We start from the raw sequence: 21,883 nt of genomic DNA, 5'->3' as shown, positions 1-21,883 counted from the left end.
TCCCTTCCGAGCTGCGGGAACGACCGGCCGGACGACCCGCCGTCCGTCGAAAGTCGCACGCCGCGCGCCGCGCGCTCGCCGGACCGGACGATGACCGGGCGCGGGTACGGGCGCAGGATCGAAGCATGGTTTCCCTGATCGTGGCCGGTGAGATCGGCTTCTGGGTGCTGCTGGCCGCGGGCCTGCTGACCCGGTACGCGCTGCGCCGGCGCCGCACCGGGGCGGTGCTGCTGGCGCTGCTCCCGCTGGTCGACCTGGTGGTCCTCGGCGCGACCGCCGCCGACCTACGCGGCGGCGCCACCGCCGACTGGACGCACGGCCTGGCGGCCGCGTACGTGGGCTTCTCGCTCGCCTACGGCCGCCGGCTGGTCCGCTGGGCGGACGGCCACGCCGCGCACCGGCATCCCGGCGGGCCGAAGCCCGCCGGGATGCCGAAGTACGGTGCGGCGCGGGCCCGTTACGAGTGGGGCGTGTGCGGGCTGACACTGCTCGGCGCGGCCGTCACGGTGGCGCTGGTGGCCGCCGTGCAGTGGCTGGCCGGTGACCCGGCCCGCACCGCGGCCCTGGACGGCTGGTACCTGCGGATGGGCCTGGCCGTCGGCGTCAACCTGCTGGTCGCCGGGAGCTACACGCTCTTCCCGAAGCGTCCGCGCTGACGCGGCGCCCGCGCTGACGCCGCGTCAGCGGTTCGCGCCGGGCACCCAGAGCACGTCGCCGCGCTCCTTGTTGGCGGTCCGCGCCAGGATGAACAGCAGGTCGGAGAGCCGGTTCAGGTACTTCGCGGTCAGCGGGTTGATCCCGTCCCCGTGCGTCTCGATCGCGGCCCAGGTGGCCCGCTCGGCCCGCCGGACCACCGTGCACGCCAGGTGCAGGTAGGCGGCGCCGGGCGTCCCGCCGGGCAGGATGAAGCTGCGCAGCTTCTCCAGCTCCTCCAGGAACCGGTCGCAGTCGGCCTCCAGCCGGTCGACGTACGACTGCTCGACCCGCAGCGGCGGGTACTTCGGGTCCTCGGTGATCGGCGTCGCCAGGTCCGCCCCGACGTCGAACAGGTCGTTCTGGATCCGGGTCAGCACGGTGACCAGCTCGTCGTCCAACTGCCCGGCGGCCAGCGCCACGCCGAGCGCCGCGTTCGCCTCGTTGGTGTCCGCGTACGCGACCAGCCGGGGGTCGGTCTTCGTCGTCCGGCTCATGTCGCCGAGCGCGGTCGTGCCGTCGTCGCCGGTCCGGGTGTAGATGCGGGTCAGGTTCACCATGCCCGCAGCCTAGCGGGCGGGTTCACCGACGTTAACGGCACCCGCCTACGCGACGTTCACTCTCTGCCCGGGGGGCGCCGCCTCCAGCCAGGCCAGGAAGCCGGTCAGCGCGTCGTCGCTCATCGCGAGCTCCAGCGGCGCGCCCTTGTGCAGGCAGCGCAGCACGACGGAGCCGGAGAGCAGGGCGAGTTCCTCCTGGCCCTGCGGGTAGCGGCGGCCGAGCACCTCGATCTCGGTGCGGGGCAGCACCCGGCGGGGCCGGGGGGCGTACGAGAAGACCCGGAACCACTCGATCGAGTCGCCGCTGTAGCGGCCGATACCAAAAACCCACCCCTTGCCGTCGGTCTGCGGGACCGGGGCGGAGGTGGGTTGGCCGTTCTCGTCGAGATCCGGCTGCGTGGAGGCGTCGGCCGGCATTTTCAGGCGGTAGGAGCAGTCGAAGGTGCCGCCCACCCGCTGGATGAGGCGGCGGCGTACCGCGAAGCCGATCAGGCCGGCAATGGCGAGGACCACGACGGCCGCGCACACCACAAGGGCGAGGACCATGCTCACCTACCTCCTCGCTGCGTCCCCGTGGCGGTCGACCCACGACCGCTCGTTCCTACCAACTGATACGACAGTCCCGGGGTCACGCTGTCGGCGTCCCCGGGACCGTCGCTGAGGTCAAATCAGGCTCAGTGCTGCGCCTTGAGCCCGCCGGCGGCGAGCAGGCGGACCTCGGCGCGGCGCTCGGCGTGCGAGTCGGCTTCGGTCTTGGCGTTCTCCAGCGCGCGCTCGGCGCGGGCGACGTCGATCTCGTCGGCCAGCTCGGCGATCTCGGCGAGGATCGACAGCTTGTTCTCGGCGAACGAGATGAAGCCGCCGTGCACCGCGGCGACGACCGTGCCCTGGTCGGCGGTGCGGATGGTGACCGGACCGCTCTCCAGCACGCTCAGCACCGGGGTGTGGCCGGGCATGATGCCGGTGTCACCGGAGGCCGTACGGGCGACAACGATGGTGGCCGCACCGGACCACACCTTGCGGTCGGCTGCGACCAGCTCGACGTGCAGCTCAGCCAACGTGGGCTCCTTGGCTCTTGCCGGTCCTCGGGCACCCGGGCGAACGGGCGGCGATCTCGGCAGTTTCGGTAAGAATAACGGTCACGCGCCCCCGGAACGAAACCAAGGGCCCGTAAATGACCGGGATCACAGCAGATCCAGCGGTGAGGGGTGGCCCCCGACTGAGAGCCGGGGACCACCCCTCAACGGTTCGGTCTGCCGCGCAACCGGCCTGCGGTTACTTCTTCAGCAGCTCGGCGGCGTTGCGCTCGAGGTCGTCGATGCCACCGCACATGAAGAAGGCCTGCTCCGGGACGTGGTCGTACTTGCCGTCCGCGATCGCGTTGAACGCCTCGATGGTCTCCGACAGCGGAACGGTCGAGCCGTCCACGCCGGTGAACTGCTTCGCCACGTAGGTGTTCTGCGAGAGGAAGCGCTCGATGCGGCGGGCCCGCTGCACCGTGACCTTGTCCTCCTCGGACAGCTCGTCGATGCCGAGGATCGCGATGATGTCCTGGAGGTCCTTGTACTTCTGCAGGATCCCCTTGATACGGATGGCCGTGTCGTAGTGGAGCTGCGTGATGTACCGCGGGTCGAGGATGCGGGACGTGGAGTCCAGCGGGTCGACGGCCGGGTAGATGCCCTTCTCCGAGATCGGGCGCGACAGCACGGTGGTCGCGTCCAGGTGGGCGAAGGTGGTGGCCGGCGCCGGGTCGGTCAGGTCGTCCGCGGGGACGTAGATCGCCTGCATCGAGGTGATCGAGTGACCGCGGGTCGAGGTGATGCGCTCCTGGAGGAGGCCCATCTCGTCGGCCAGGTTCGGCTGGTAGCCCACCGCGGAGGGCATGCGGCCGAGCAGGGTCGACACCTCGGAACCGGCCTGGGTGAACCGGAAGATGTTGTCGATGAAGAGGAGCACGTCCTGCTTCTCGACGTCGCGGAAGTACTCCGCCATGGTCAGCGCGGAGAGCGCGACGCGCAGACGGGTGCCCGGGGGCTCGTCCATCTGGCCGAAGACCAGCGCGGTCTTGTCCAGGACGCCCGAGTCGACCATCTCGTCGATGAGGTCGTTGCCCTCACGGGTGCGCTCGCCGACACCGGCGAACACCGACACACCACCGAAGTTCTCGGCGACGCGGTAGATCATCTCCTGGATCAGCACGGTCTTGCCGACACCGGCACCACCGAACAGGCCGATCTTGCCACCGGTGACGTACGGGGTCAGCAGGTCGATGACCTTGATGCCGGTCTCGAACATCTCGGTCTTCGACTCGAGCTCGGAGAAGTTCGGGGCCTTGCGGTGGATCGGCCACTTGACCTGCACCTGGGACTCGAACTCGGCCTTGTCGACGTTCAGCACCTCACCGAGGGCGTTGAACACCTTGCCCTTGGTGATCTGGCCGACCGGGACGGAGATCGCCGAACCGGTGTCGGAGACCTGCGCGCCGCGGACCAGGCCGTCGGTCGGCTGCATCGAGATGCCGCGGACCAGGCCGTCGCCGAGGTGCTGGGCGACCTCGAGGGTCAGGGTCTTCTTGCCCGAGCCGTCGGGGTTGTCCACCTCGACGTGCAGGGCGTTGAACATGTCCGGAATGGCGTCGACGGGGAACTCCACGTCGACGACCGGGCCGATGACCCGGGCGACGCGGCCCGTGGCCAGTCCGGCGCCCGTCGGCTCAACAGTGGTGGTCATACTCATTCGCTCCCCGCGCTAGCGTCGGCCAGCGCGTTCGCGCCGCCCACGATCTCGCTGATTTCCTGGGTGATCTCGGCCTGACGGGCCGAGTTGGCAAGCCGCGTCAGCGACTTGATGAGCTCGCCGGCGTTGTCCGTCGCGCTCTTCATCGCGCGGCGGCGGGCGGCGTGCTCGGAAGCGGCCGACTGCAGCAGCGCGTTGTAGATCCGGCTCTCGACGTACCGCGGCAGCAGCGCGTCGAGGACGCCCTCCGCCGACGGCTCGAAGTCGTACAGCGGGAAGATCTGGTTCTTGGCCGGCGCCCCGTCGCTCAGCTCGACCTCGTCGAGCTTGAGCGGCAGCAGGCGGTGGTCGACGGCGGTCTGCGTCAGCATCGACTGGAACTCGGTCGACACCAGGTGCAGCTCGTCCACGCCACCGGTCTCCGCGGTGAAGGCCGCGATGAGATCAGCCGACACCGTCTTGGCGTCCCCGTAGGTCGGCTTGTCGGAGAAGCCGGTCCAGGAGTTCGCCACCGCGAGGTTGCGGAAGCCGTAGTAGCCCACGCCCTTGCGGCCGACGATGTACGTGACCACGTCCTTGCCCTCTTCGCGGAGGCGGGCGGCGAGCGCCAGCGACTGCTTGATGGCGTTGGTCGAGTAGCCGCCCGCCAGGCCGCGGTCCGCCGTGATCAGCAGGACGGCGGCGCGCTTCGCGTTCGGGTTCTCGGTGGTCAGCGGGTGCTTCGCGGTGGACCGGGTGGCCACCGCGGTCACCGCGCGGGTGAGCTCGTCGGCGTACGGAGTGGAGGCGGCCACCGCGCGCTGCGCCTTGACGATGCGCGACGCGGAGATCATCTCCATCGCCTTGGTGATCTTCTTCGTCGCGGTGACGGAGCGGATGCGGCGCTTGTAGACCCGAAGCTGTGCTCCCATTGGGTCGTTACGTCCTTTCCCTCGCTACCGGACTCAGGCCTGCTCGGAGAGCAGCTTGCCGTCAGCCGTGGTGAAGCCCTGCTTGAAGGACGTGATCGCGGCGGTCAGCGCGTCGATGGTGCCCTGCTCCAGCAGGCCGGTCTCGACGATGCCGGCCAGGATGCCCTTGTGCTCCAGGCGGACGTTGTCCAGGAACTCGCGCTCGAAGCGGCGGATGTCCGCGACCGGGACCTCGTCCAGCTGACCGGTGGTGCCGGCCCAGATCGAGACGACCTGCTCCTCGACCGGGAACGGCTGGTACTGGCCCTGCTTCAGCAGCTCGACCATGCGGGCGCCGCGCTCCAGCTGGGCCTTCGAGGCCGCGTCCAGGTCGGAACCGAAGGCGGCGAACGCCTCCAGCTCGCGGTACTGGGCGAGGTCGAGGCGCAGGCGGCCGGCGACCGAGCGCATGGCCTTGATCTGGGCCGAGCCACCGACGCGGGAGACCGAGATGCCGACGTTCACGGCCGGGCGGATGCCGGCGTTGAACAGGTCGGACTCCAGGAAGCACTGGCCGTCGGTGATCGAGATGACGTTGGTCGGGATGTACGCCGAGACGTCGTTGGCCTTGGTCTCGATGATCGGCAGACCGGTCATCGAGCCGCCGCCGAGGGCGTCGTTCAGCTTCGCGCAGCGCTCCAGCAGGCGGGAGTGCAGGTAGAAGACGTCGCCCGGGTACGCCTCGCGGCCCGGCGGGCGGCGCAGCAGCAGGGAGACGGAGCGGTAGGCCTCGGCCTGCTTCGACAGGTCGTCGAAGACGATGAGGACGTGCTTGCCGTCGTACATCCACTCCTGGCCGATGGCCGAACCGGTGTACGGGGCGAGGTACTTGAAGCCGGCCGGGTCGGAGGCGGGAGCGGCCACGATGGTGGTGTACTCCAGCGCGCCGGCCTCCTCCAGGGCGCCGCGGACGGACGCGATGGTGGAGCCCTTCTGGCCCACGGCGACGTAGATGCAGCGGACCTGCTTCTCCGGGTCGCCCGAGCGCCAGTTGTCGCGCTGGTTGATGATCGTGTCGACGGCGACGGCGGTCTTGCCGGTCTGGCGGTCACCGATGATCAGCTGGCGCTGGCCGCGGCCGATCGGGGTCATCGCGTCGATCGCCTTGATGCCGGTCTGCAGCGGCTGCTTGACCGACTTGCGGGCCATGACGCCGGGGGCCTGCAGCTCCAGGGCGCGGCGGCCGGTGGAGGCGATGTCGCCCAGGCCGTCGATCGGGTTGCCCAGCGGGTCCACGACGCGGCCCAGGTAGCCGTCGCCGACCGGAACCGAGAGGACCTCGCCGGTGCGGCGCACGGTCTGGCCCTCTTCGATGCCGCCGAACTCGCCGAGGATGACGACACCGATCTCGCGGGTGTCGAGGTTCAGCGCGAGGCCGAGGGTGCCGTCCTCGAACTTCAGCAGCTCGTTCGCCATGACCGAGGGCAGGCCCTCGACATGCGCGATGCCGTCCGCCGCGTCAGTGACCGTGCCGACCTCTTCCACAGAAGCGGCGTCCGGCTGGTACGACTGGACAAAGTCGGCCAGCGCGTCCCGGATCTCCTCCGGACGGATCGTAAGCTCCGCCATCAGGCTTCCCTGCTCTCCTAGTTTGCGATCCTCGGCCCGCCATTGAGGGCCGCAAGTGCTCGACTCTCGGCCGGGTCGGGTGAACCGGCCGTACGTTTTGCCGGCCCACCTGGTGTGGACCGACGCCCGACCGAGGGTCGGATAGTGCTGGTGCTCAGCCTTCGAGGCCCTGGCGAGCGCCTTCGAGGCGGCTCGCGACGGTGCCGTCGATGATCTCGTCGCCGATCTCGACCCGGACACCGCCCTGGACCTCGGGGTCCACGTCGATGTTCAGGTGCACCTGGCGGCCGTGCAGACCGGCCAGGGCGGCGGCGAGGCGCTGCTTCTGGACGTCCGACAGCGGAATCGCGCTGGTGACCTTGGCCACCACGCGGCCCCGCCGGGAGGCGGCGAGCTTGGAGTAGGACTCCAGGCCACCCTCCAGGCTACGACCACGCGGGTTGGTGACCAGGTTGGCGACCAGCCGGACGGTGCCGGCGTTGGCGCGGCCGCCGAGGAGCTTGCGGACCAGCGCGGCCTTGGCGGCGGCGTCGGCCTTCGGCTCGGTCAGCGCGGCGCGCAGCTCGTGCGAGCCCGCCACCACCCGGCCGAACCGGAACAGCTCGTCCTCGACGTCGTCCAGCGAGCCCGCCTTGTCGGCGGCGATGACCTCGGCGTACGCGGCCAGCTGCTCGACCGCGTCGGCCAGGTCGCGCGACCCGGACCAGCGCGAGCGGACCAGGCCGGAGACCAGGTCCACGGCCTCGCCGGAGACCTGGCCGTTCAGCAGCGAGGAGACCAGCCGGGCCTTGTCCTGACCGGACCGCGCGGGGTCGGTCAGGACGCGGCGCAGCGAGACCTCGCGGTCCAGCAGCGCGGTGACGGCAGCGAGCTCCTCGGCGAGCTTGGCCGAGTCCACCGAGGTGTTGTCGGTCAGGCTCTCGAGGTTCTCGCGGCCGGCGGCGAGTGCCTCACGGCTCGCGCCGATCACTTGGACGCACCCTGGGCAGCGGCGGCCTTGGACTCCAGCTCGTCCAGGAAGCGGTCGATGACACCGCTCTGGCGGGCGTGGTCCTCCAGCGACTCACCGACGATGCGGGAGGCCAGCTGGGAGGCCAGCGAGCCGACGTCCTGGCGCAGGACGGCGGTCGCCTGCTTCTTGTCGGCCTCGATCTGGGCGTGGCCGGCCGCGACGATGGCCTCGCGCTGGCGCTGGCCCTCCTCGCGCATCTCGTTGATCAGGGCAGCGCCCTGCTCACGGGCGTGCTCGGTGATCCGAGCGGCCTCGTGACGCGCCTCGGCGAGCTCGGCGCGGTACTGCTCCAGCAGGGCCTGGGCCTCGGCCTGAGCGGTTTCCGCGCGCTTCATGCCGCCCTCGATGGCGTCACGGCGCTCCCCCAGCACCTTCTCGATGCTGGGGAGGAGCTTCTTGCCGAGGAGGCCGAAGACGATGAAGAAGCAGAGCAGGCCGATGATGACCTCGGGCCACGCGGGGAGGAGAGGGTTCATCTTCTCCTCCGACGCGAGGAAGACCTCGGGGGTCATATCAGAACCTTTCGTCGGAAGTGACTACTGGTGAGACAGACTCACTGGCCGTAGACGAACGGCATGACGATGCCGATCAGGGCGAGGGCCTCGGTCAGGGCGAAGCCGATGAACATGTTCGAGCGGATCAGGCCGGCAGCCTCGGGCTGACGGGCCATCGCCTGCACGCCGTTACCGAAGATCAGACCGACGCCGATGCCGGGGCCGATGGCGGCGAGGCCGTAGCCGATGGAAGCGACGGAACCGGAAACCTCAGCGAGAGCGGACATCTCAGCTAATCCTTTGCGGGGATGGGATACCGGTGGGTGTTGGCCACCGGGAGTTCATGGGCGCGGCCGGGGCCGCGGGGATCAGTGCGCCTCTTCCAGGGCGCCGGCGATGTAGCTGCTGGCGAGCATCACGAAGATGTACGCCTGCAGGAACTGCACCAGCAGCTCGAAGCCGGTCAGGCCGACCGCCACCACGAAGGACACCGAGCCGTACAGGGCGCCGATGCTGGGGCTGAGCAGGTACCAGGAGGCGACCGAGAAGACGACGATCAGCAGGTGGCCGGCGAACATGTTGGCGAAGGCTCGCACCGCGAGGGTGAAGGGACGCACGAAGATGTTCGAGAAGAACTCGATGGGCACCAGGATGAACATGACCCAGCCGGGAATGCCCGACGGCCAGCAGAGGTTCTTCAGACCGCCGACGAAGCCGTGCTTCTTGAAGGTGAGGGTCATGTAGGTGATCCACACGATCGCCGCGAGCCCGACCGGGAACGCGATGCGCGACATCACCGGGAACTGGGCGAACGGGATGATGGACATGATGTTCATGATCCACACGAAGAAGAACATCGAGACCAGCATCGGGACGTACTTCTCGCCCTTTTTGCCGATGGTCTCCAGCACGATGCTCCGCTTGACGAAGTCGTACCCGATCTCGCCGACCAGCTGGAGCTTGCCCGGGAGCAGCTTCGGCTTGGCGAACGCGGCCCAGAAGAAAGCGACCACCAGCAGCGCACAGATGATCGACAGCAGCATCGGCTTGGTGAAGTCGACCCCGCCGACCGTGAAGATCGGCTTGAAGTCGAACTCGTTCAGGCCGGGGGCCGGGAAGCCGCAGCCGGAGTTCAGGTGGCAACCGGCCTCGGAGGCGAGCTGGACGTCAGCACCCACCACAGACTCCTTCGTTCTGACGCATGGTTACGGCAACCTCGGTGTGTCGGCGTGGCCGGCGGCCACGGTGCGGCACTGGAACTAGTTGGATTTCTCGCTGACCCGGCGCGGCGCATATCCCCACCGCGGGATCTTCGAAAGCTTCGTGGAGCCGGGGGGCGATCCGTCCGATTCTCGGAGGGACCTGGCCGCTTCCCGTACTCCGCCGTTGGGACGGACGATAGCAGTCCGTCAGGAGGGCATAAACACCGCCCCCCTCGCGAGGGGGACGGTATGCCCCGCTCACGGTTGACGCCCTGATTTCGGCTTGCCGTCGGGTTCCACGTAGAAGGTCTTGGCCTTGAGCCAGCCCCGGACCTGGAAGCCCATCCAGACGATCACCAGGCCGAGCAGGGTGAAGCCGAAGACCTTGTGGTCGAAGAAGTCGAGGTGTTTGGCGACCGCGAGCAGGACGCCCACCAGCAGGATCTGCGTGGTGTAGACCAGCATCGCGATCGGCATCAGCATCTGCGGGTTGTTCCGGCTGAACCGGTCGAGCGCGATCTGGCCGGCGCCGAAGAAGGCGATCACGACGACGGTCGCGATCAGGGCGCCGAGCAGCCCCTTCCCGCCGGCGGCGACGAGTGAGATCGCCATGGCGACCACTCCGGCGACCGCGGTGGGGATTGCGGCGCCACGGAGGATCCGGGCGTCGTGGGACGGCATGTCGGCAACTCCGGCGGCATGTCGGAAACGGGGGGGCAGAGACACACGGGGGTGCGAGGACCTCGCCGCGGGCGGTCAGCCTGAACGACTGGACCCGTCGAGGGAGACCGACCAGGGACGGAAGTCCTCCACCTGTCAGGTCTTTCGGCGCGTTCTCGGTACTCGTGAACGGTATCACAAACTATTTGATGAGAGCTTTACCATGAACGTGTGGTACCTGTCACACGCCGGGCTGAAGAGTGCCGCCGAACGGGTGCCGCCGAACGGCCCAGCGCGAGTTGACCCTCCGTCAGGAACGCTGCTCGCCGCGCGGCCCGACCGCCGTCGCGCCCGTCCCCATCCGCCCCAGCAGGGCCTGGTCCTCGGCCGAGAGCTCGGCCATCGCGGGCTCCTCCCCGACCTCCCCGGCGAGCGGCTCGGCCCCGGCCTCGCCGTCCCGGTAGCGCGGCGGGACGAAGGACTGGACGGCCTTGGGCGCGCGCGGCCGGAACTGCGGCATCAGCAGCACCGCCAGGCCGAGCAGGCACAGGCCCGCCATCGCCAGCACCACGGTGCGGCCGGTGTGGGTGACCGACACCGCGACGGTGCCGAAGGCGATCAGCGCGGCCCAGAAGTACATGATCAGCACGGCCCGGCTGTGCGAGTGCCCGACCTCCAGCAGCCGGTGGTGCAGGTGCTGCTTGTCCGCCGCGAACGGCGACTTGCCCGCCCAGGTGCGGCGCACCACGGCCAGCAGCAGGTCGGCCAGCGGCAGCGCGATCACGGTCAGCGGCAGGATCAGCGGGATGTAGATCGGCACCAGGGCGTGCACGGCGGTGGTCTTCGAGCCGACCTGCTCGACGATCAGGTCGGGGTCCACCCGGCCGGTGATGGAGATCGCGGCGACGGCCAGCATCAGGCCGAGCATCATCGAGCCGGAGTCGCCCATGAAGATCCGCGCCGGGTGCAGGTTGTGCGGCAGGAAGCCCAGGCACATGCCGATCAGCACGGCGGTGAACAGCGCGGCGGGCGCGGCGTCGTTGATCCCGTAGCCGAGCCAGAGCCGGTACGAGTAGAGGAAGAAGGCCATCGCGGCGATGCAGACCATGCCGGCGGCCAGGCCGTCCAGGCCGTCGATGAAGTTGACCGCGTTGACCATGACGACGACCAGCACGACCGAGATCAGCATGCCCTGGGTCGGCGTGACCGGGACGGAGCCGTAGCCGGGCACCGGGATCGCGATCACCGTGATGCCCTGCCAGACCATCACGCCGGCGGCGATCATCTGGCCGCCGAGCTTCACCAGCGCGTCCACGCCCCACTTGTCGTCCAGGACGCCCAGCACGAACATGATCCCGGCCCCGGAGAGCAGCGCCTTGATGTCCGCGCTCTGCACGAACATCCGCCCCAGGCCGGAGAGTTGGGAGGCCGCGAGCAGACCGGCCAGCAGGCCGCCGAACATCGCGATGCCGCCGAGCCGCGGGGTGGGCTCGCGGTGCACGTCGCGGGCCCGGACGGCGGGCATCGCCCCGGCCGCGATCGCGAACTTCCGCACCGGGCTGACCAGCAGGTAGGTCACCGCCGCCGAGACGAACATGACCAGCAGATACTCACGCACCACCGGCCTCCAGGGTCGCGCTCGGACGGACGAGTACGCAGGGTACTCCCGCGCTGGTTCGGGGTTCGAGGTGCGTCGCCACGGAGCACACCTTATTGACTCCGACGCCGAGCCCCCGCATCGCGGTTCTCCCGGACGACCGCCGGGCGCCCCGGCGACGGCTCAGGGGCGCCCGGCGAACGCCCGGGCCAGCTCGCGCGTCCGGGCCCGGACCGGCTCGGCCGCGCCGCCGGCGAGCGCCCGTCCGAGCAGCTCGCCGACCTCGCCGAGCTCGGCCTCGCCCATTCCCTGGGCGGCGCAGGTGCCGGTGCCCAGCCGGATCCCGGAGGTCTCGGTGGGCGGCGCCGGGTCGTACGGCACGGCGCACCGGCCGAGCATCAGCCCGGCGGCGGCGCAGCGGCGCTCGGCCTCCACGCCGGTCAGACCGAGCGGGGCGACCGAGGCCGTCACCAGGTGGGTGTCGGTGCCGCCGGTGAGCGGCGGCGCCCCGGCCGCGGCCAGCGCGGCGGCCAAGGCCCGGGCGCCGGCCACCGCCCGGCGGACGTAGCCGGTGTGCGCGGGGGTGGCGGCCTGGGCCAGCGCGACGGCCTTGGCGGCCACCTCGTGCATGGCGGCGCCGCCCTGGCTGAACGGGAACACCGCCCGGTCGATCCGGTCGGCGAGCTCGGCGGTGCACAGCAGCAGGCCGCCGCGCGGGCCGCGCAGCAGTTTGTGGGTGGTGGCGACGGTGACGTCGGCGTACGGCACCGGGGAGGGCGCGGCGCCGGCCGCGACCAGTCCGGCGGTCTGGCCGGCGGCGGCGATCAGGTAGGCGTCCACCTCGTCGGCGATCTCCCGGAAGGCCGCCCAGTCGACGTGCCGCGGGTAGGAGGTGCCGCCCGCGACGATCGCCTTCGGGCGGTGCTCGCGGGCCAGCGCGCGGACTTCGTCGAGGTCGATCCGGCCGTCGTCGGCGCGCACCCCGTAGCCGTGGAAGCGGAACCAGCGGCCGGAGAAGTTGGCCCGCGAGCCGGCGCTCAGGTGGCCGCCGTGCTCCAGCGACATCGCGAGCACCGCGTCGCCCGGCCGCAGCAGCGCCGCGTAGGCCGCCAGCATCGCCGAAGTCCCGGACCGGGGCTGGACGTTGGCGTGCGGGGCGGCGAAGAGTTCGCGGGCCCGGTCGATCGCCAGCAGCTCCACGGTGTCGGCCGGGGCGCAGCCGGTGTGGTGCCGGTGGCCCGGGTAGCCGTCGGCGTACTTGTCGGCCAGCGGTCCGGCCAGCGCGGCCAGCACGGCGGGGGTGGCCAGGCTCTCCCCGGCGAGCAGTTGCAGGCTGTCGGCCCGGCGTTCGGCCTCGGCGGCGAGCAGGTCGGCGATCAGCGGGTCCGCCGCGCGCAGGGCCTCGGCGGCCTCCCAGGAGACGGATGGGGCGTCGGCGACCGTCATGGTGCGCTCCAGGCTGCGGTGCGGGCGGATTCCCTCCAGCGTAGGTCGGCCCCCTCCGCCCGGCCCGCCCGCGCGCGCGGGCTTGGGCCTTTCCGGTTGCCGCCACGGCCTGCGCACGCAGCCTTCACAAATTCCCCACGGAAACTTTAGTGGAGGGCGCTCAACTCAGCGGGCCACACCCGTCAGTGCGGTCACCACCGGGTCCAGCGCGTCGAATATCTCCTCGCCGCAGTTGCGGAACATCCCGATCGGCGCCCCGTACGGGTCCCTCAGCTCGTCGAACTCGGGCGCCGAGGCCAGCAGCCAGCCCCGCAGGGCGGCGGCCGAGCGGACCAGCGCGCGGGCGCGCTCGGTCAGCCGAGCGCCCTCCCTGGGGTCCGGCAGGGTGCGCGGGTCGACCCTTTGCACCAGACGGGTGAACTCCTTGATGGTGAACGTGCGCAGGCCCGCCGAGTGGCCCATCGAGATGACCTGCGCCCGGTGGTCCAGGGTCGCGGTCAGCACCAGGTCGGCGTCGATCACGTGCTCGTCCAGCAGCTCCCGGCCCGCGAAGCCGGCGCTGTCCGCGCCGTACTCGCCGAGCACGGTCGCCGCGTGCGCCTCCATCGGGGCGCCCTCGTGGCCCCAGGTGCCGGCGCTCTCCACCACGATCCGGCGGCCGGTCCGCACGCCCAGCCGGGCGTCCAGCTCCAGCCGGGCCAGCCGCTCGGCGATCGGGGAGCGGCAGATGTTGCCGGTGCAGACGAACAGGATGCGGAAGGTGTCCAGCGGGAGCGGCCCCGGCTCCGCGAAGGGTGCCAGGCCGCTCCCCGCTCCGTACGACGGGGCGGCAGCGGCGGTCAACTGCCGGCCTCCACGTCCGGAACGACCTCCCTCAGCTGCTCGACGCTGATCGCGCCCGCCCGCAGCACCACCGGCACCTTGCCGGTGACGTCGACGATGGTCGAGGGCGTGCCGTAGTCGGCCGTCCCGCCGTCCAGGTAGATCGACACCGCGTCGCCGAGCTGGGCCTCGGCCTCGTCGCAGGTCGACGGCGACGGCCCGCCGGTCTTGTTGCCGGAGGAGACGGCCAGCGGGCCGGTGGCGTTCAGCAGCTCCAGCACGACCGGGTGCAGCGGCATCCGGACCGCGACGGTGCCCCGGGTCTCGCCCAGGTCCCAGCGCAGCGACGGCTGGTGGCGGGCCACCAGGGTCAGGCCGCCCGGCCAGAACGCGTCCACCAGCTCCCAGGCCTGCTCGGAGAAGTCGGTGACCAGCCCGTGCAGCGTGGTCGGCGAGCCGACCAGCACCGGCGAGGGCATGTTCCGGCCCCGGCCCTTGGCCGCCAGCAGCCCGGCGACCGCCTCCGCCGAGAAGGCGTCCGCCGCGAGGCCGTAGACGGTGTCGGTCGGGACGACCACCAGCTCCCCGCGGCGGATCGCCGAGGCGGCCTCACGCAGCCCGCTCGCGCGGTCCTGGGCGTCGGAGCAGTCGTATCGGCGGCTCATCGGAGCAATCCCCTTCCGGTGGTGTCAGTGGTACTGCAGGTGCCGACGGTGCGGCAGGTGTTCGGTGCTACGACGGGCGCCCGGCGCCTCAGCGCGACGCCCTGTTCACAACGACGCCCTCCGGGCCGTCGTGCTGTGCCCGATGTTCACAACGACGCCCTCCGGGCTGTTGTGAAGCGGGGCCGGTTGTTCAGGTCCCGGTGGTCGGCCGCATCCGTCCAGCCGCCCTCCTCGCGGAAGATCCACGGGACCTGCCCGCCCTGGGTGTCCGCGTGCTCGATCACCACCGCGCCGCCGGGCCGCAGCAGCCGGGCGGCGACCCGTTCGATGCCGCGGATGGTGTCCAGGCCGTCCTCGCCGGAGAACAGCGACATCTGCGGGTCGTGGTCGCGGGCCTCGGGCGCGACGTACTCCCACTCGGTGAGCGGGATGTACGGCGGGTTGCTGATCACCAGGTCGAACCGGCCGTCCCAGCCGCGGTCGTCGGCGAAGGCCTGGGTGGCGTCGCCCTGGTGCAGGTGGACCCGGGCCCGGTCGGGGCTGGCCTCGACGTTGCGGCGGGTGTAGGCGAGGGCGCCCTCGTCGAGTTCGAAGGCGTGCACGGTGGAGCGGGGCAGTTCCTGGGCGAGGGCCAGCGCGATCGCCCCGGAGCCGGTGCACAGGTCGACGACCAGCGGTTCGGCCACGTCCATCGCGCGGACCGCGTCTATCGCCCACTCGACCACCGACTCGGTCTCCGGCCGGGGGACGAACACCCCGGGGCCGACCTCCAGTTCGAGGTAGCGGAAGAACGCGCGCCCGGTGATGTGCTGGAGCGGCTCGCGCTGCTCGCGGCGGGAGACCGCCTCCCAGTACCGGGCGTCGAAGTCGCCGTCCGGCACGGTGTGCAGCTGGCTGCGCTTCACGCCGTGGACGTGCGCCGCCAGCTCCTCCGCGTCGAAGCGCGGCGAGGGCACGCCGGCCGCGGCCAGGCGCTGGGTGGCCTGGGCCACCTCGGCGAGCAGCAGGTTCATCCCTCGGGCCCCTTAGGCTCAGTTCTCCTGGGCGGCGGCCAGCTTGGCCGCGGCGTCGGCGTCCACGCAGGACTGGATCACGGCGTTGAGGTCGCCGTCCAGCACCTGGTCCAGGTTGTACGACTTGAACCCGGTGCGGTGGTCGGAGATCCGGTTCTCCGGGAAGTTGTACGTCCGGATCCGCTCGGAGCGGTCCACGGTGCGCACCTGGCTGCGGCGGGCGTCGGACGCCTCCCGCTCGGCCTCCTCCTGCGCGGCGGCCAGCAGCCGCGAACGCAGGATGCGCATCGCCTGCTCCTTGTTCTGCAGCTGGCTCTTCTCGTTCTGGCAGGACGCCACGATACCGGTCGGCAGGTGGGTGATCCGGACCGCGGAGTCGGTGGTGTTCACCGACTGGCCGCCGGGGCCGGACGAGCGGTAGACGTCGATCCGCAGGTCGTTGGCGTGGATCTCGACCTCGACCTCCTCGGCCTCGGGGGTGACCAGCACGCCCGCGGCGGAGGTGTGGATCCGGCCCTGCGACTCGGTCGCGGGCACCCGCTGCACCCGGTGCACGCCGCCCTCGTACTTCAGCCGCGCCCAGACGCCCTGGCCGGGCTCCGCGCTGCCGCGGGTCTTCACCGCCACCGAGACGTCCTTGTAGCCGCCGAGGTCGGACTCGTTGGCGTCGATCAGCTCGGTCTTCCAGCCGACCCGCTCCGCGTAGCGCAGGTACATCCGCAGCAGGTCGCCGGCGAACAGCGCGGACTCCTCGCCGCCCTCGCCCGCCTTGACCTCCAGGATGACGTCCTTGTCGTCGTTGGGGTCGCGCGGCACCAGCAGCAGCCGCAGCTCCTCGGTCAGCTCGTCCTGGCGGGCCTCGGACGCCTTCGCCTCGGCGATGAAGTCCGGGTCCTCGGTGGCGAGTTCGCGCGCGGCGACGATGTCCTCGCCGGCCTGCCGCCAGGCCAGGTACGTCCGGGTGATCGGGGTCAGCTCGGCGTAGCGCTTGGCCAGCTTGCGGGCGTTCGCCTGGTCGGCGTGCACCGACGGGTCGGCCAGCCTCTTTTCGAGGTCGGCGTGCTCGACGAGGAGCTCTTCGACTGCCTCGAACATCGGTCGGTCCTACTTCCGTGAGTGTGCCGGGGGGAACGTGCGAAAAGCGGGGGACGCGAACGGCGCCGGCCCGGACGCCCCGTGCAGAGCACGGGAGCGTCCGAGACCGGCGCCGTGGAAGCGCTAGGCCTTGCCGCCGGAGAGCTTCTTGCCGAAGCGCGCCTCGAAGCGGGCCACGCGGCCACCGGTGTCGAGGATCTTCTGCTTGCCGGTGTAGAACGGGTGGCAGTTCGAGCAGACCTCGGCGCGGATCTCGCCGCTGGTCTCGGTCGAGCGAGTGGTGAACTCGTTGCCACAGGTGCAGGTGACCTTGGTGAGCACGTAGTCCGGGTGAACGTTGGACTTCAAGGGATTCTCCTAGCTGTTCGGGAGGGCACCGGGTCGGCGGGCTGGACAGCCGCTCGTGAACCGGGACCGACGGACCAGTGTGCCAGCACTGCCCGCTTCTTCCCAAACCGGGAGGCGGATCCGACTATTCCGCTCCCCCACGCACCGAGGTCGCCCGGGCCGACGGGGACGCCTGCGCGGACGGGGACGCCTGGGCCGGATTGGCCGGCTGCTCCCGCAGCACCGAGGCCGGCACCGCCCCGTCGGTGCGCAGCGCGGCCCACAGCTGCGGGGCGTCCGGGGTCTTCGGGACGACCCGGTTGGGGTCGCTGGCCGCGTACGCCACCGGCAGGGTGACCATGGTGAGCTGCTCGGGCCCGATCTTCTTCAGGGTCTGCGCCATGCCGACCAGCGAGCCGACCGAGGCCAGGTCGGAGTCGGTGGTGAGCGCGCTGGTGAGCCGGTCGCCGAGCTGCCACATCGCGACCGGGTTGGAGGAGAGGCCGAGCGAGCCGACCTGCCCGAGCATGGCCTTGACCATCTCCTTCTGCAGCTCGATCCGGCCCAGGTCGCTGCCGTCGCCGACGCCGTGCCTGGTCCGGACGAAGGCCAGCGCCTGCTCGCCGCCCAGGTGGTGGGTGCCGGCGTCGAGGCGCAGCCCGCTGTCCTGGTCGTCGATCGGCACCGTGGTGGTGACGTCCACCCCGCCGATCGCGTCGACCAGCGCGGCGAACCCGGCGAAGTCCACCTCGACGAAGTGGTCCATCCGCATCCCGGTGAGCTGCTCGGCGGTCTTCACCGCGCAGACCGGGCCGCCGACCTCGTACGCGGAGTTGAACATCGCGCTGCGGGCGGCGGCGACCGGCTTGCCGTCGGGGGCGGTGCAGGCCGGCCGGGACACCAGGGTGTCGCGCGGTATCGAGACCACCGAGGCGGCGGTGTGGGCCTGGTTGACGTGCACCACCATCGCGGTGTCGGAGCGGGCGGTGTCGCCGGTGTCGCCGCCCGCCAGGCTCCCGTTGGCGCCGGAGCGCGAGTCGGAGCCCAGCACCAGCACGTTGAACGCGCCGCCGGTGGAGGCGGGTGGCCGGGCGGTGCCGAGCTGCCCGGAGATGTCGACGCTGTGGATGTTCCCGTTCAGCTTCCAGTAGGCGACGCCGCCCAGTCCGGCGCCGACCAGGACGAGGCCGGCCAGCGTGAACAGCGCGATCCGCAGCCCGCGGCGGCGGGGGGTGCGGCGCCCGGTCTTCTCGCCCATATCGCCTCTTCTCGCCCTGAACCCGACCTTTCGAGCATAAGTGACCTGCCCGGACCGTGATCGGTTTCCGGCCCGGGGCCGGGAAAGCGGGGCCGGGAGCCCGGGCCGGGAAAGCGGAGGACCCCGCACCGCCTCGCGGCGGTACGGGGTCCTCGGGTGGCGCTACCGGTCTCAGTCGCCCGAGCCGGGGGTGTTCTTGGCGATCTGCATCAGGAACTCGGCGTTCGACTTGGTCTGCTTCATCTTGTCCAGCAGCAGCTCGATCGCCTGCTGCGAGTCCAGGGCGTGCAGGACCCGGCGGAGCTTCCAGGTGATGGCGAGCTCCTCGTGGCCGAGCAGGATCTCCTCCTTGCGGGTGCCGGAGGCGTCCACGTCGACGGAGGGGAAGATGCGCTTGTCCGAGAGCTTCCGGTCGAGCTTGAGCTCCATGTTGCCGGTGCCCTTGAACTCCTCGAAGATCACCTCGTCCATCCGGGAGCCGGTGTCGACCAGCGCGGTGGCGAGGATGGTCAGCGAGCCGCCGTTCTCGATGTTGCGCGCGGCGCCGAAGAACTTCTTCGGCGGGTACAGCGCGGTCGAGTCGACACCGCCGGACAGGATGCGGCCGGAGGCGGGCGCGGCCAGGTTGTAGGCGCGGCCCAGGCGGGTGATCGAGTCGAGCAGGATCACCACGTCGTGGCCCAGCTCCACCAGGCGCTTGGCGCGCTCGATGGCGAGCTCGGCGACGGTGGTGTGGTCCTCGGCCGGGCGGTCGAAGGTCGAGGAGATGACCTCGCCCTTCACCGACCGCTGCATGTCGGTGACCTCTTCCGGACGCTCGTCGACCAGGACGACCATCAGGTGGCACTCGGGGTTGTTGTGGGTGATCGCGTTGGCGATCGCCTGCATGATCATGGTCTTGCCGGTCTTCGGCGGGGCCACGATCAGACCGCGCTGGCCCTTGCCGATCGGCGACACCAGGTCGATGATCCGGGTGGTCAGCACGCCCGGGTCGGTCTCCAGGCGCAGGCGCTCCTGCGGGTACAGCGGGGTCAGCTTGCCGAACTCGGGGCGGCCGCGGCCGCTGTCCGGGTCCATGCCGTTGACGGAGTCCAGCCGCACCATGGCGTTGAACTTCTCGCGGCGCTCGCCGTCCTTCGGCTGGCGGACCGCGCCGGTGATGGCGTCGCCCTTGCGCAGGCCGTGCTTGCGGACCTGGGCCAGCGAGACGTAGACGTCGTTCTGGCCGGGCAGGTAGCCCGAGGTCCGGACGAAGGCGTAGTTGTCGAGGATGTCCAGGATGCCCGCGACGGGGATCAGGACGTCGTCGTCGCTCAGCGGGACCTCGGGGCCGCCCTGGCCCTCGAAGCCGCCCTCGCGGCGACGGCCGCGGCGGTCGCGGTAGCGGCCGCGACGGCCACCGCGGCCGCCGAACTCGTCGTCCTCGTAACCGCCCTGCTGCTGGTGGGCGTTGCCGCCGCCCTGCTGCTGGCCGCCGCCCTGCTGCTGGTTCTGCTGCTGGCGGCCCTGGCCGCCGTCCTGCTGCTGGCGCTCGCCGCCCTGCTGGCGGTCGGTGCGGTCGCGCTCGCGGCGGTTGCGGCGGTCCCGGCGGGACTCGCGGATCTCGCCGTCGGCCTCGGCCGCGGGGGCCTCGGGGCGCTCGCCGCGCTCGCGGCGGTCCCGGCGCTCGCGGCGCTCGGGGCGGGCCTCGCCCTCGGCGGCGGCCGGGCGCTGGGCCTCGGCCTTGGCCTCGGCGGGGGCCTGCTCGGTGGCGGTGGCGGTGGCCGCGACCTCGGCGGTCGGGGCGCCGGCCGCGGCGGTGGCCCGGCGGCGCGGGCGCTCGGCCCGGGCGGTGGCGGCCGCGGTCTCGGCGGCGGCCTGCACCGGGATCTCGATCTGCGCCTGCGGCTCGCCGGTGACGGCGGTGGCGCGGGTGCGGCGGGCCGGCTGCTTCTCCGCGGCCGGAGCGGCCGGAGCGGTCTCGGCGGCCTCGGCGGCGGGGGCGGCGGCCTTGGTGGCCTTCTTGGCGGCCGGAGCGGCGGCCGGGGCCCCCGCGAGCAGCGGGTCGCCGCCGCTCTTCTCCTTGATGGCCTCGATCAGCTGGCTCTTGCGCAGCCGCCCGGTACCGCTGATCCCGAGGGACGAGGCGAGCTTCTGGAGCTCGGTCAGCACCAGGCCGTCCAGGCCGGCGGCGGCGGTACGACGGCGTCGCGCCGGAGCCGCAGGGGCTGCCGCGTCCGACGCCTCGGCGTCCGGGCGCGCGCCCATCAGATCGGTGGTGTCGCTCACTAAGGGTCCTTCCCTGGAGCGGACGTCGGCCTGTCTGGCACGGCGACCGGTTGTGCTGTCCTGTCCAGCGTCTCTTCGCGCTGGTCAGGGGCTGGATTCCCGCGGAAGGCTGGTCCTTCCGGGGAGCTGCGAAGTGCGGTGCACTGTGGTGCGAAGCGGCGCGGACGGCCGGTTCTGGTGCCGACCTCGCTGCGCCTGTCGATGCCCGGGCCCCCGTCGCACGGCGGCTGCGGGCCCCACCCGGGCCTGGCCTCAGTGCGGAGGCTGGGGGTGGGAGTCCGGTACCGTCACGGCTTCGGGATGGGCCCCACTTGCGCAGGCAGGCTGCGTACGCGGTGTGGCGAGCTCCCGGAGAATCGTGCTCCCGAGCTTCCGGCCCCCGTGCGGACGGGGGAACGGGATCGGGATGCGTCGCACCGGCGCCCGGAGGGCATCTGGTGCAGCAATGAGGTTAACACTACCTACCCCCTGACACATTCCCCAGCCCTTTGGTTGTCAATCGTGTCCGTCTCACATGTCGAGCGGCAGGACGGTGGCGCCGGTGCGGTCCAGCTCCAGCCGGTGCGCCGCGAACTGCGCCCCGGCGAAGTTGAGGACCTTCACCGCACTGGCCTCGTCGGTGAGCGCGAGCACGGTCGGTCCGGCACCCGAGATGACGGCGGGCACGCCCTCCGAGCGCAGGGCGGCGACCAGCGCGGCGCTGTCCGGCATCGCGGAGGCCCGGTAGTCCTGGTGCAGGCGGTCCTCGGTGGCGGCGAGCAGCAGCTCGGGGCGGCGGGTCAGCGCCTCGACCAGCAGGGCGGCGCGGCCCGCGTTGAGCGCGGCGTCGGCCAGCGGCACGGTCTTGGGCAGCAGGCCGCGGGCGGCCTCGGTGAGCACCTCGGTGGAGGGGATGAACACGACCGGCACGACCCGGTCGGAGGGGTCGAGCGTGACGGTGCGGGCCCCGCCGTCCTCGGTCCAGGCCACCGTGAAGTTGCCGCGCAGACAGGCCGCGACGTTGTCCGGGTGGCCCTCCAGCTCGGAGGCGAGGGCGAGCAGCGCGTCGTCGCCGAGCGCGGAGGCGCCGCCGATGGTGACGGCGCGGGCGGCGACGATGCCGGCGCAGATCGCGGCGGACGAGGAGCCCAGGCCGCGGCCGTGCGGTATCCGGTTGGCGCAGACCACTTCGAGGCCGCGCGGCTGGCCGCCGAGCCGGTCGAAGGCGGCGCGCATCGAGCGGACCACCAGGTGGCGCTCGTCGCGGGCGAGGTTCTCGGCGCCCTCGCCGGCGATGTCCACGGTCAGGCCGGAGTCGGCGACCCGGACCACCACGTCGTCGTAGAGCCCCAGGGCGAGGCCGAAGGCGTCGAAGCCGGGTCCGAGGTTGGCGCTGGTCGCGGGGACGCGGACCCGGACGGCGGCGGCGCGGAACGCGGGACCGGCCATGCGGTGGACACACTCCTGAAGGGTGGGGGGAGTTCAGGCCCGGGCGATCCGGACGACGGGGCCTGGTGGCGGTACTGCCGGCGGGGTG

General features: G+C 71.6%; 22 protein-coding genes. 1 reads left to right on the top strand and 21 read right to left on the bottom strand.

Annotated elements, in window-relative coordinates; all coding sequences use genetic code 11:
• Positions 1-125 precede the first annotated feature (125 nt).
• Entirely contained in the window at positions 126-656 is a 531-nt protein-coding gene (locus KSE_RS24790; RefSeq protein ID WP_014138100.1) for a hypothetical protein, read from the top strand.
• A 24-nt stretch (positions 657-680) separates the two neighbouring features.
• On the opposite strand, the gene KSE_RS24785 is transcribed toward KSE_RS24790, so the two are convergent.
• The 21 genes from KSE_RS24785 to thrB form a co-directional block, all read right to left on the bottom strand.
• Positions 681-1,253: a cob(I)yrinic acid a,c-diamide adenosyltransferase gene (locus KSE_RS24785; RefSeq protein ID WP_014138099.1), complete on the bottom strand. Its 573-nt coding sequence runs from the start codon at positions 1,251-1,253 to the stop codon at positions 681-683.
• A gap of 45 nt (positions 1,254-1,298) precedes the next feature.
• Complete coding sequence (locus KSE_RS24780; protein ID WP_033259083.1) at positions 1,299-1,799, bottom strand: DUF2550 domain-containing protein; 501 nt, start codon at positions 1,797-1,799, stop codon at positions 1,299-1,301.
• Positions 1,800-1,927: 128 nt separating this feature from the next.
• Positions 1,928-2,311 carry a F0F1 ATP synthase subunit epsilon gene (locus KSE_RS24775; RefSeq protein WP_014138097.1) on the bottom strand — a complete coding sequence of 128 codons (384 nt, stop codon included), beginning with the start codon at positions 2,309-2,311 and terminating at the stop codon, positions 1,928-1,930.
• Positions 2,312-2,528: 217 nt separating this feature from the next.
• Positions 2,529-3,983 carry a F0F1 ATP synthase subunit beta gene (atpD, locus tag KSE_RS24770; RefSeq protein WP_014138096.1) on the bottom strand — a complete coding sequence of 485 codons (1,455 nt, stop codon included), beginning with the start codon at positions 3,981-3,983 and terminating at the stop codon, positions 2,529-2,531.
• Positions 3,984-3,985: 2 nt separating this feature from the next.
• The gene (locus tag KSE_RS24765) at positions 3,986-4,900 is read right to left on the bottom strand and encodes a F0F1 ATP synthase subunit gamma (protein ID WP_014138095.1); all 915 of its coding nucleotides are present in this window, start codon (positions 4,898-4,900) and stop codon (positions 3,986-3,988) included.
• A gap of 33 nt (positions 4,901-4,933) precedes the next feature.
• Entirely contained in the window at positions 4,934-6,508 is a 1,575-nt protein-coding gene (gene atpA / locus KSE_RS24760) for a F0F1 ATP synthase subunit alpha (protein ID WP_014138094.1), read from the bottom strand.
• A gap of 154 nt (positions 6,509-6,662) precedes the next feature.
• The gene (locus KSE_RS24755; protein ID WP_014138093.1) at positions 6,663-7,478 is read right to left on the bottom strand and encodes a F0F1 ATP synthase subunit delta; all 816 of its coding nucleotides are present in this window, start codon (positions 7,476-7,478) and stop codon (positions 6,663-6,665) included.
• Positions 7,475-8,032 (bottom strand): F0F1 ATP synthase subunit B, encoded by a 558-nt coding sequence (locus KSE_RS24750; protein ID WP_014138092.1) that lies wholly within the window; start codon positions 8,030-8,032, stop codon positions 7,475-7,477. The genes KSE_RS24755 and KSE_RS24750 overlap by 4 nt, the downstream gene beginning before the upstream one ends.
• A gap of 41 nt (positions 8,033-8,073) precedes the next feature.
• Entirely contained in the window at positions 8,074-8,301 is a 228-nt protein-coding gene (atpE, locus tag KSE_RS24745; RefSeq protein ID WP_014138091.1) for an ATP synthase F0 subunit C, read from the bottom strand.
• 81 nt (positions 8,302-8,382) lie between these two features.
• Positions 8,383-9,195: a F0F1 ATP synthase subunit A gene (atpB, locus tag KSE_RS24740; protein ID WP_014138090.1), complete on the bottom strand. Its 813-nt coding sequence runs from the start codon at positions 9,193-9,195 to the stop codon at positions 8,383-8,385.
• A 279-nt stretch (positions 9,196-9,474) separates the two neighbouring features.
• Positions 9,475-9,828 (bottom strand): hypothetical protein, encoded by a 354-nt coding sequence (locus KSE_RS24735; protein ID WP_231873222.1) that lies wholly within the window; start codon positions 9,826-9,828, stop codon positions 9,475-9,477.
• Between the two features lie 358 nt (positions 9,829-10,186).
• Positions 10,187-11,494, bottom strand: coding sequence for an MraY family glycosyltransferase (locus KSE_RS24730; RefSeq protein WP_014138088.1), 1,308 nt, complete (start codon positions 11,492-11,494; stop codon positions 10,187-10,189).
• A 162-nt stretch (positions 11,495-11,656) separates the two neighbouring features.
• Complete coding sequence (locus KSE_RS24725) at positions 11,657-12,919, bottom strand: serine hydroxymethyltransferase (RefSeq protein ID WP_014138087.1); 1,263 nt, start codon at positions 12,917-12,919, stop codon at positions 11,657-11,659.
• Positions 12,920-13,084: 165 nt separating this feature from the next.
• Positions 13,085-13,762 (bottom strand): arsenate reductase/protein-tyrosine-phosphatase family protein, encoded by a 678-nt coding sequence (locus KSE_RS24720; RefSeq protein WP_014138086.1) that lies wholly within the window; start codon positions 13,760-13,762, stop codon positions 13,085-13,087.
• Positions 13,759-14,406: an L-threonylcarbamoyladenylate synthase gene (locus KSE_RS24715; protein ID WP_014138085.1), complete on the bottom strand. Its 648-nt coding sequence runs from the start codon at positions 14,404-14,406 to the stop codon at positions 13,759-13,761. Before KSE_RS24715 ends, KSE_RS24720 begins: the two co-directional genes overlap by 4 nt.
• A 146-nt stretch (positions 14,407-14,552) precedes the next feature.
• Positions 14,553-15,419, bottom strand: coding sequence for a peptide chain release factor N(5)-glutamine methyltransferase (gene prmC / locus KSE_RS24710; protein WP_014138084.1), 867 nt, complete (start codon positions 15,417-15,419; stop codon positions 14,553-14,555).
• 18 nt (positions 15,420-15,437) lie between these two features.
• Positions 15,438-16,514 (bottom strand): peptide chain release factor 1, encoded by a 1,077-nt coding sequence (gene prfA / locus KSE_RS24705; protein WP_014138083.1) that lies wholly within the window; start codon positions 16,512-16,514, stop codon positions 15,438-15,440.
• A 123-nt stretch (positions 16,515-16,637) separates the two neighbouring features.
• Complete coding sequence (gene rpmE, locus KSE_RS24700) at positions 16,638-16,862, bottom strand: 50S ribosomal protein L31 (protein WP_014138082.1); 225 nt, start codon at positions 16,860-16,862, stop codon at positions 16,638-16,640.
• Positions 16,863-16,986: 124 nt separating this feature from the next.
• Positions 16,987-18,099 carry an LCP family protein gene (locus KSE_RS24695; RefSeq protein ID WP_014138081.1) on the bottom strand — a complete coding sequence of 371 codons (1,113 nt, stop codon included), beginning with the start codon at positions 18,097-18,099 and terminating at the stop codon, positions 16,987-16,989.
• A gap of 171 nt (positions 18,100-18,270) precedes the next feature.
• Positions 18,271-20,367, bottom strand: a complete 2,097-nt coding sequence (gene rho / locus KSE_RS24690) for a transcription termination factor Rho (protein ID WP_014138080.1) — start codon at positions 20,365-20,367, stop codon at positions 18,271-18,273.
• A gap of 510 nt (positions 20,368-20,877) precedes the next feature.
• Entirely contained in the window at positions 20,878-21,795 is a 918-nt protein-coding gene (gene thrB, locus KSE_RS24685; protein WP_014138079.1) for a homoserine kinase, read from the bottom strand.
• Positions 21,796-21,883: the final 88 nt, after the last annotated feature.

The sequence above is a fragment of the Kitasatospora setae KM-6054 genome (assembly GCF_000269985.1).
Taxonomy (GTDB): domain Bacteria; phylum Actinomycetota; class Actinomycetes; order Streptomycetales; family Streptomycetaceae; genus Kitasatospora; species Kitasatospora setae.
The sequence above is the reverse complement of the archived record's forward strand: the minus strand, read 5'-3'. Positions and strand labels throughout refer to the sequence as shown.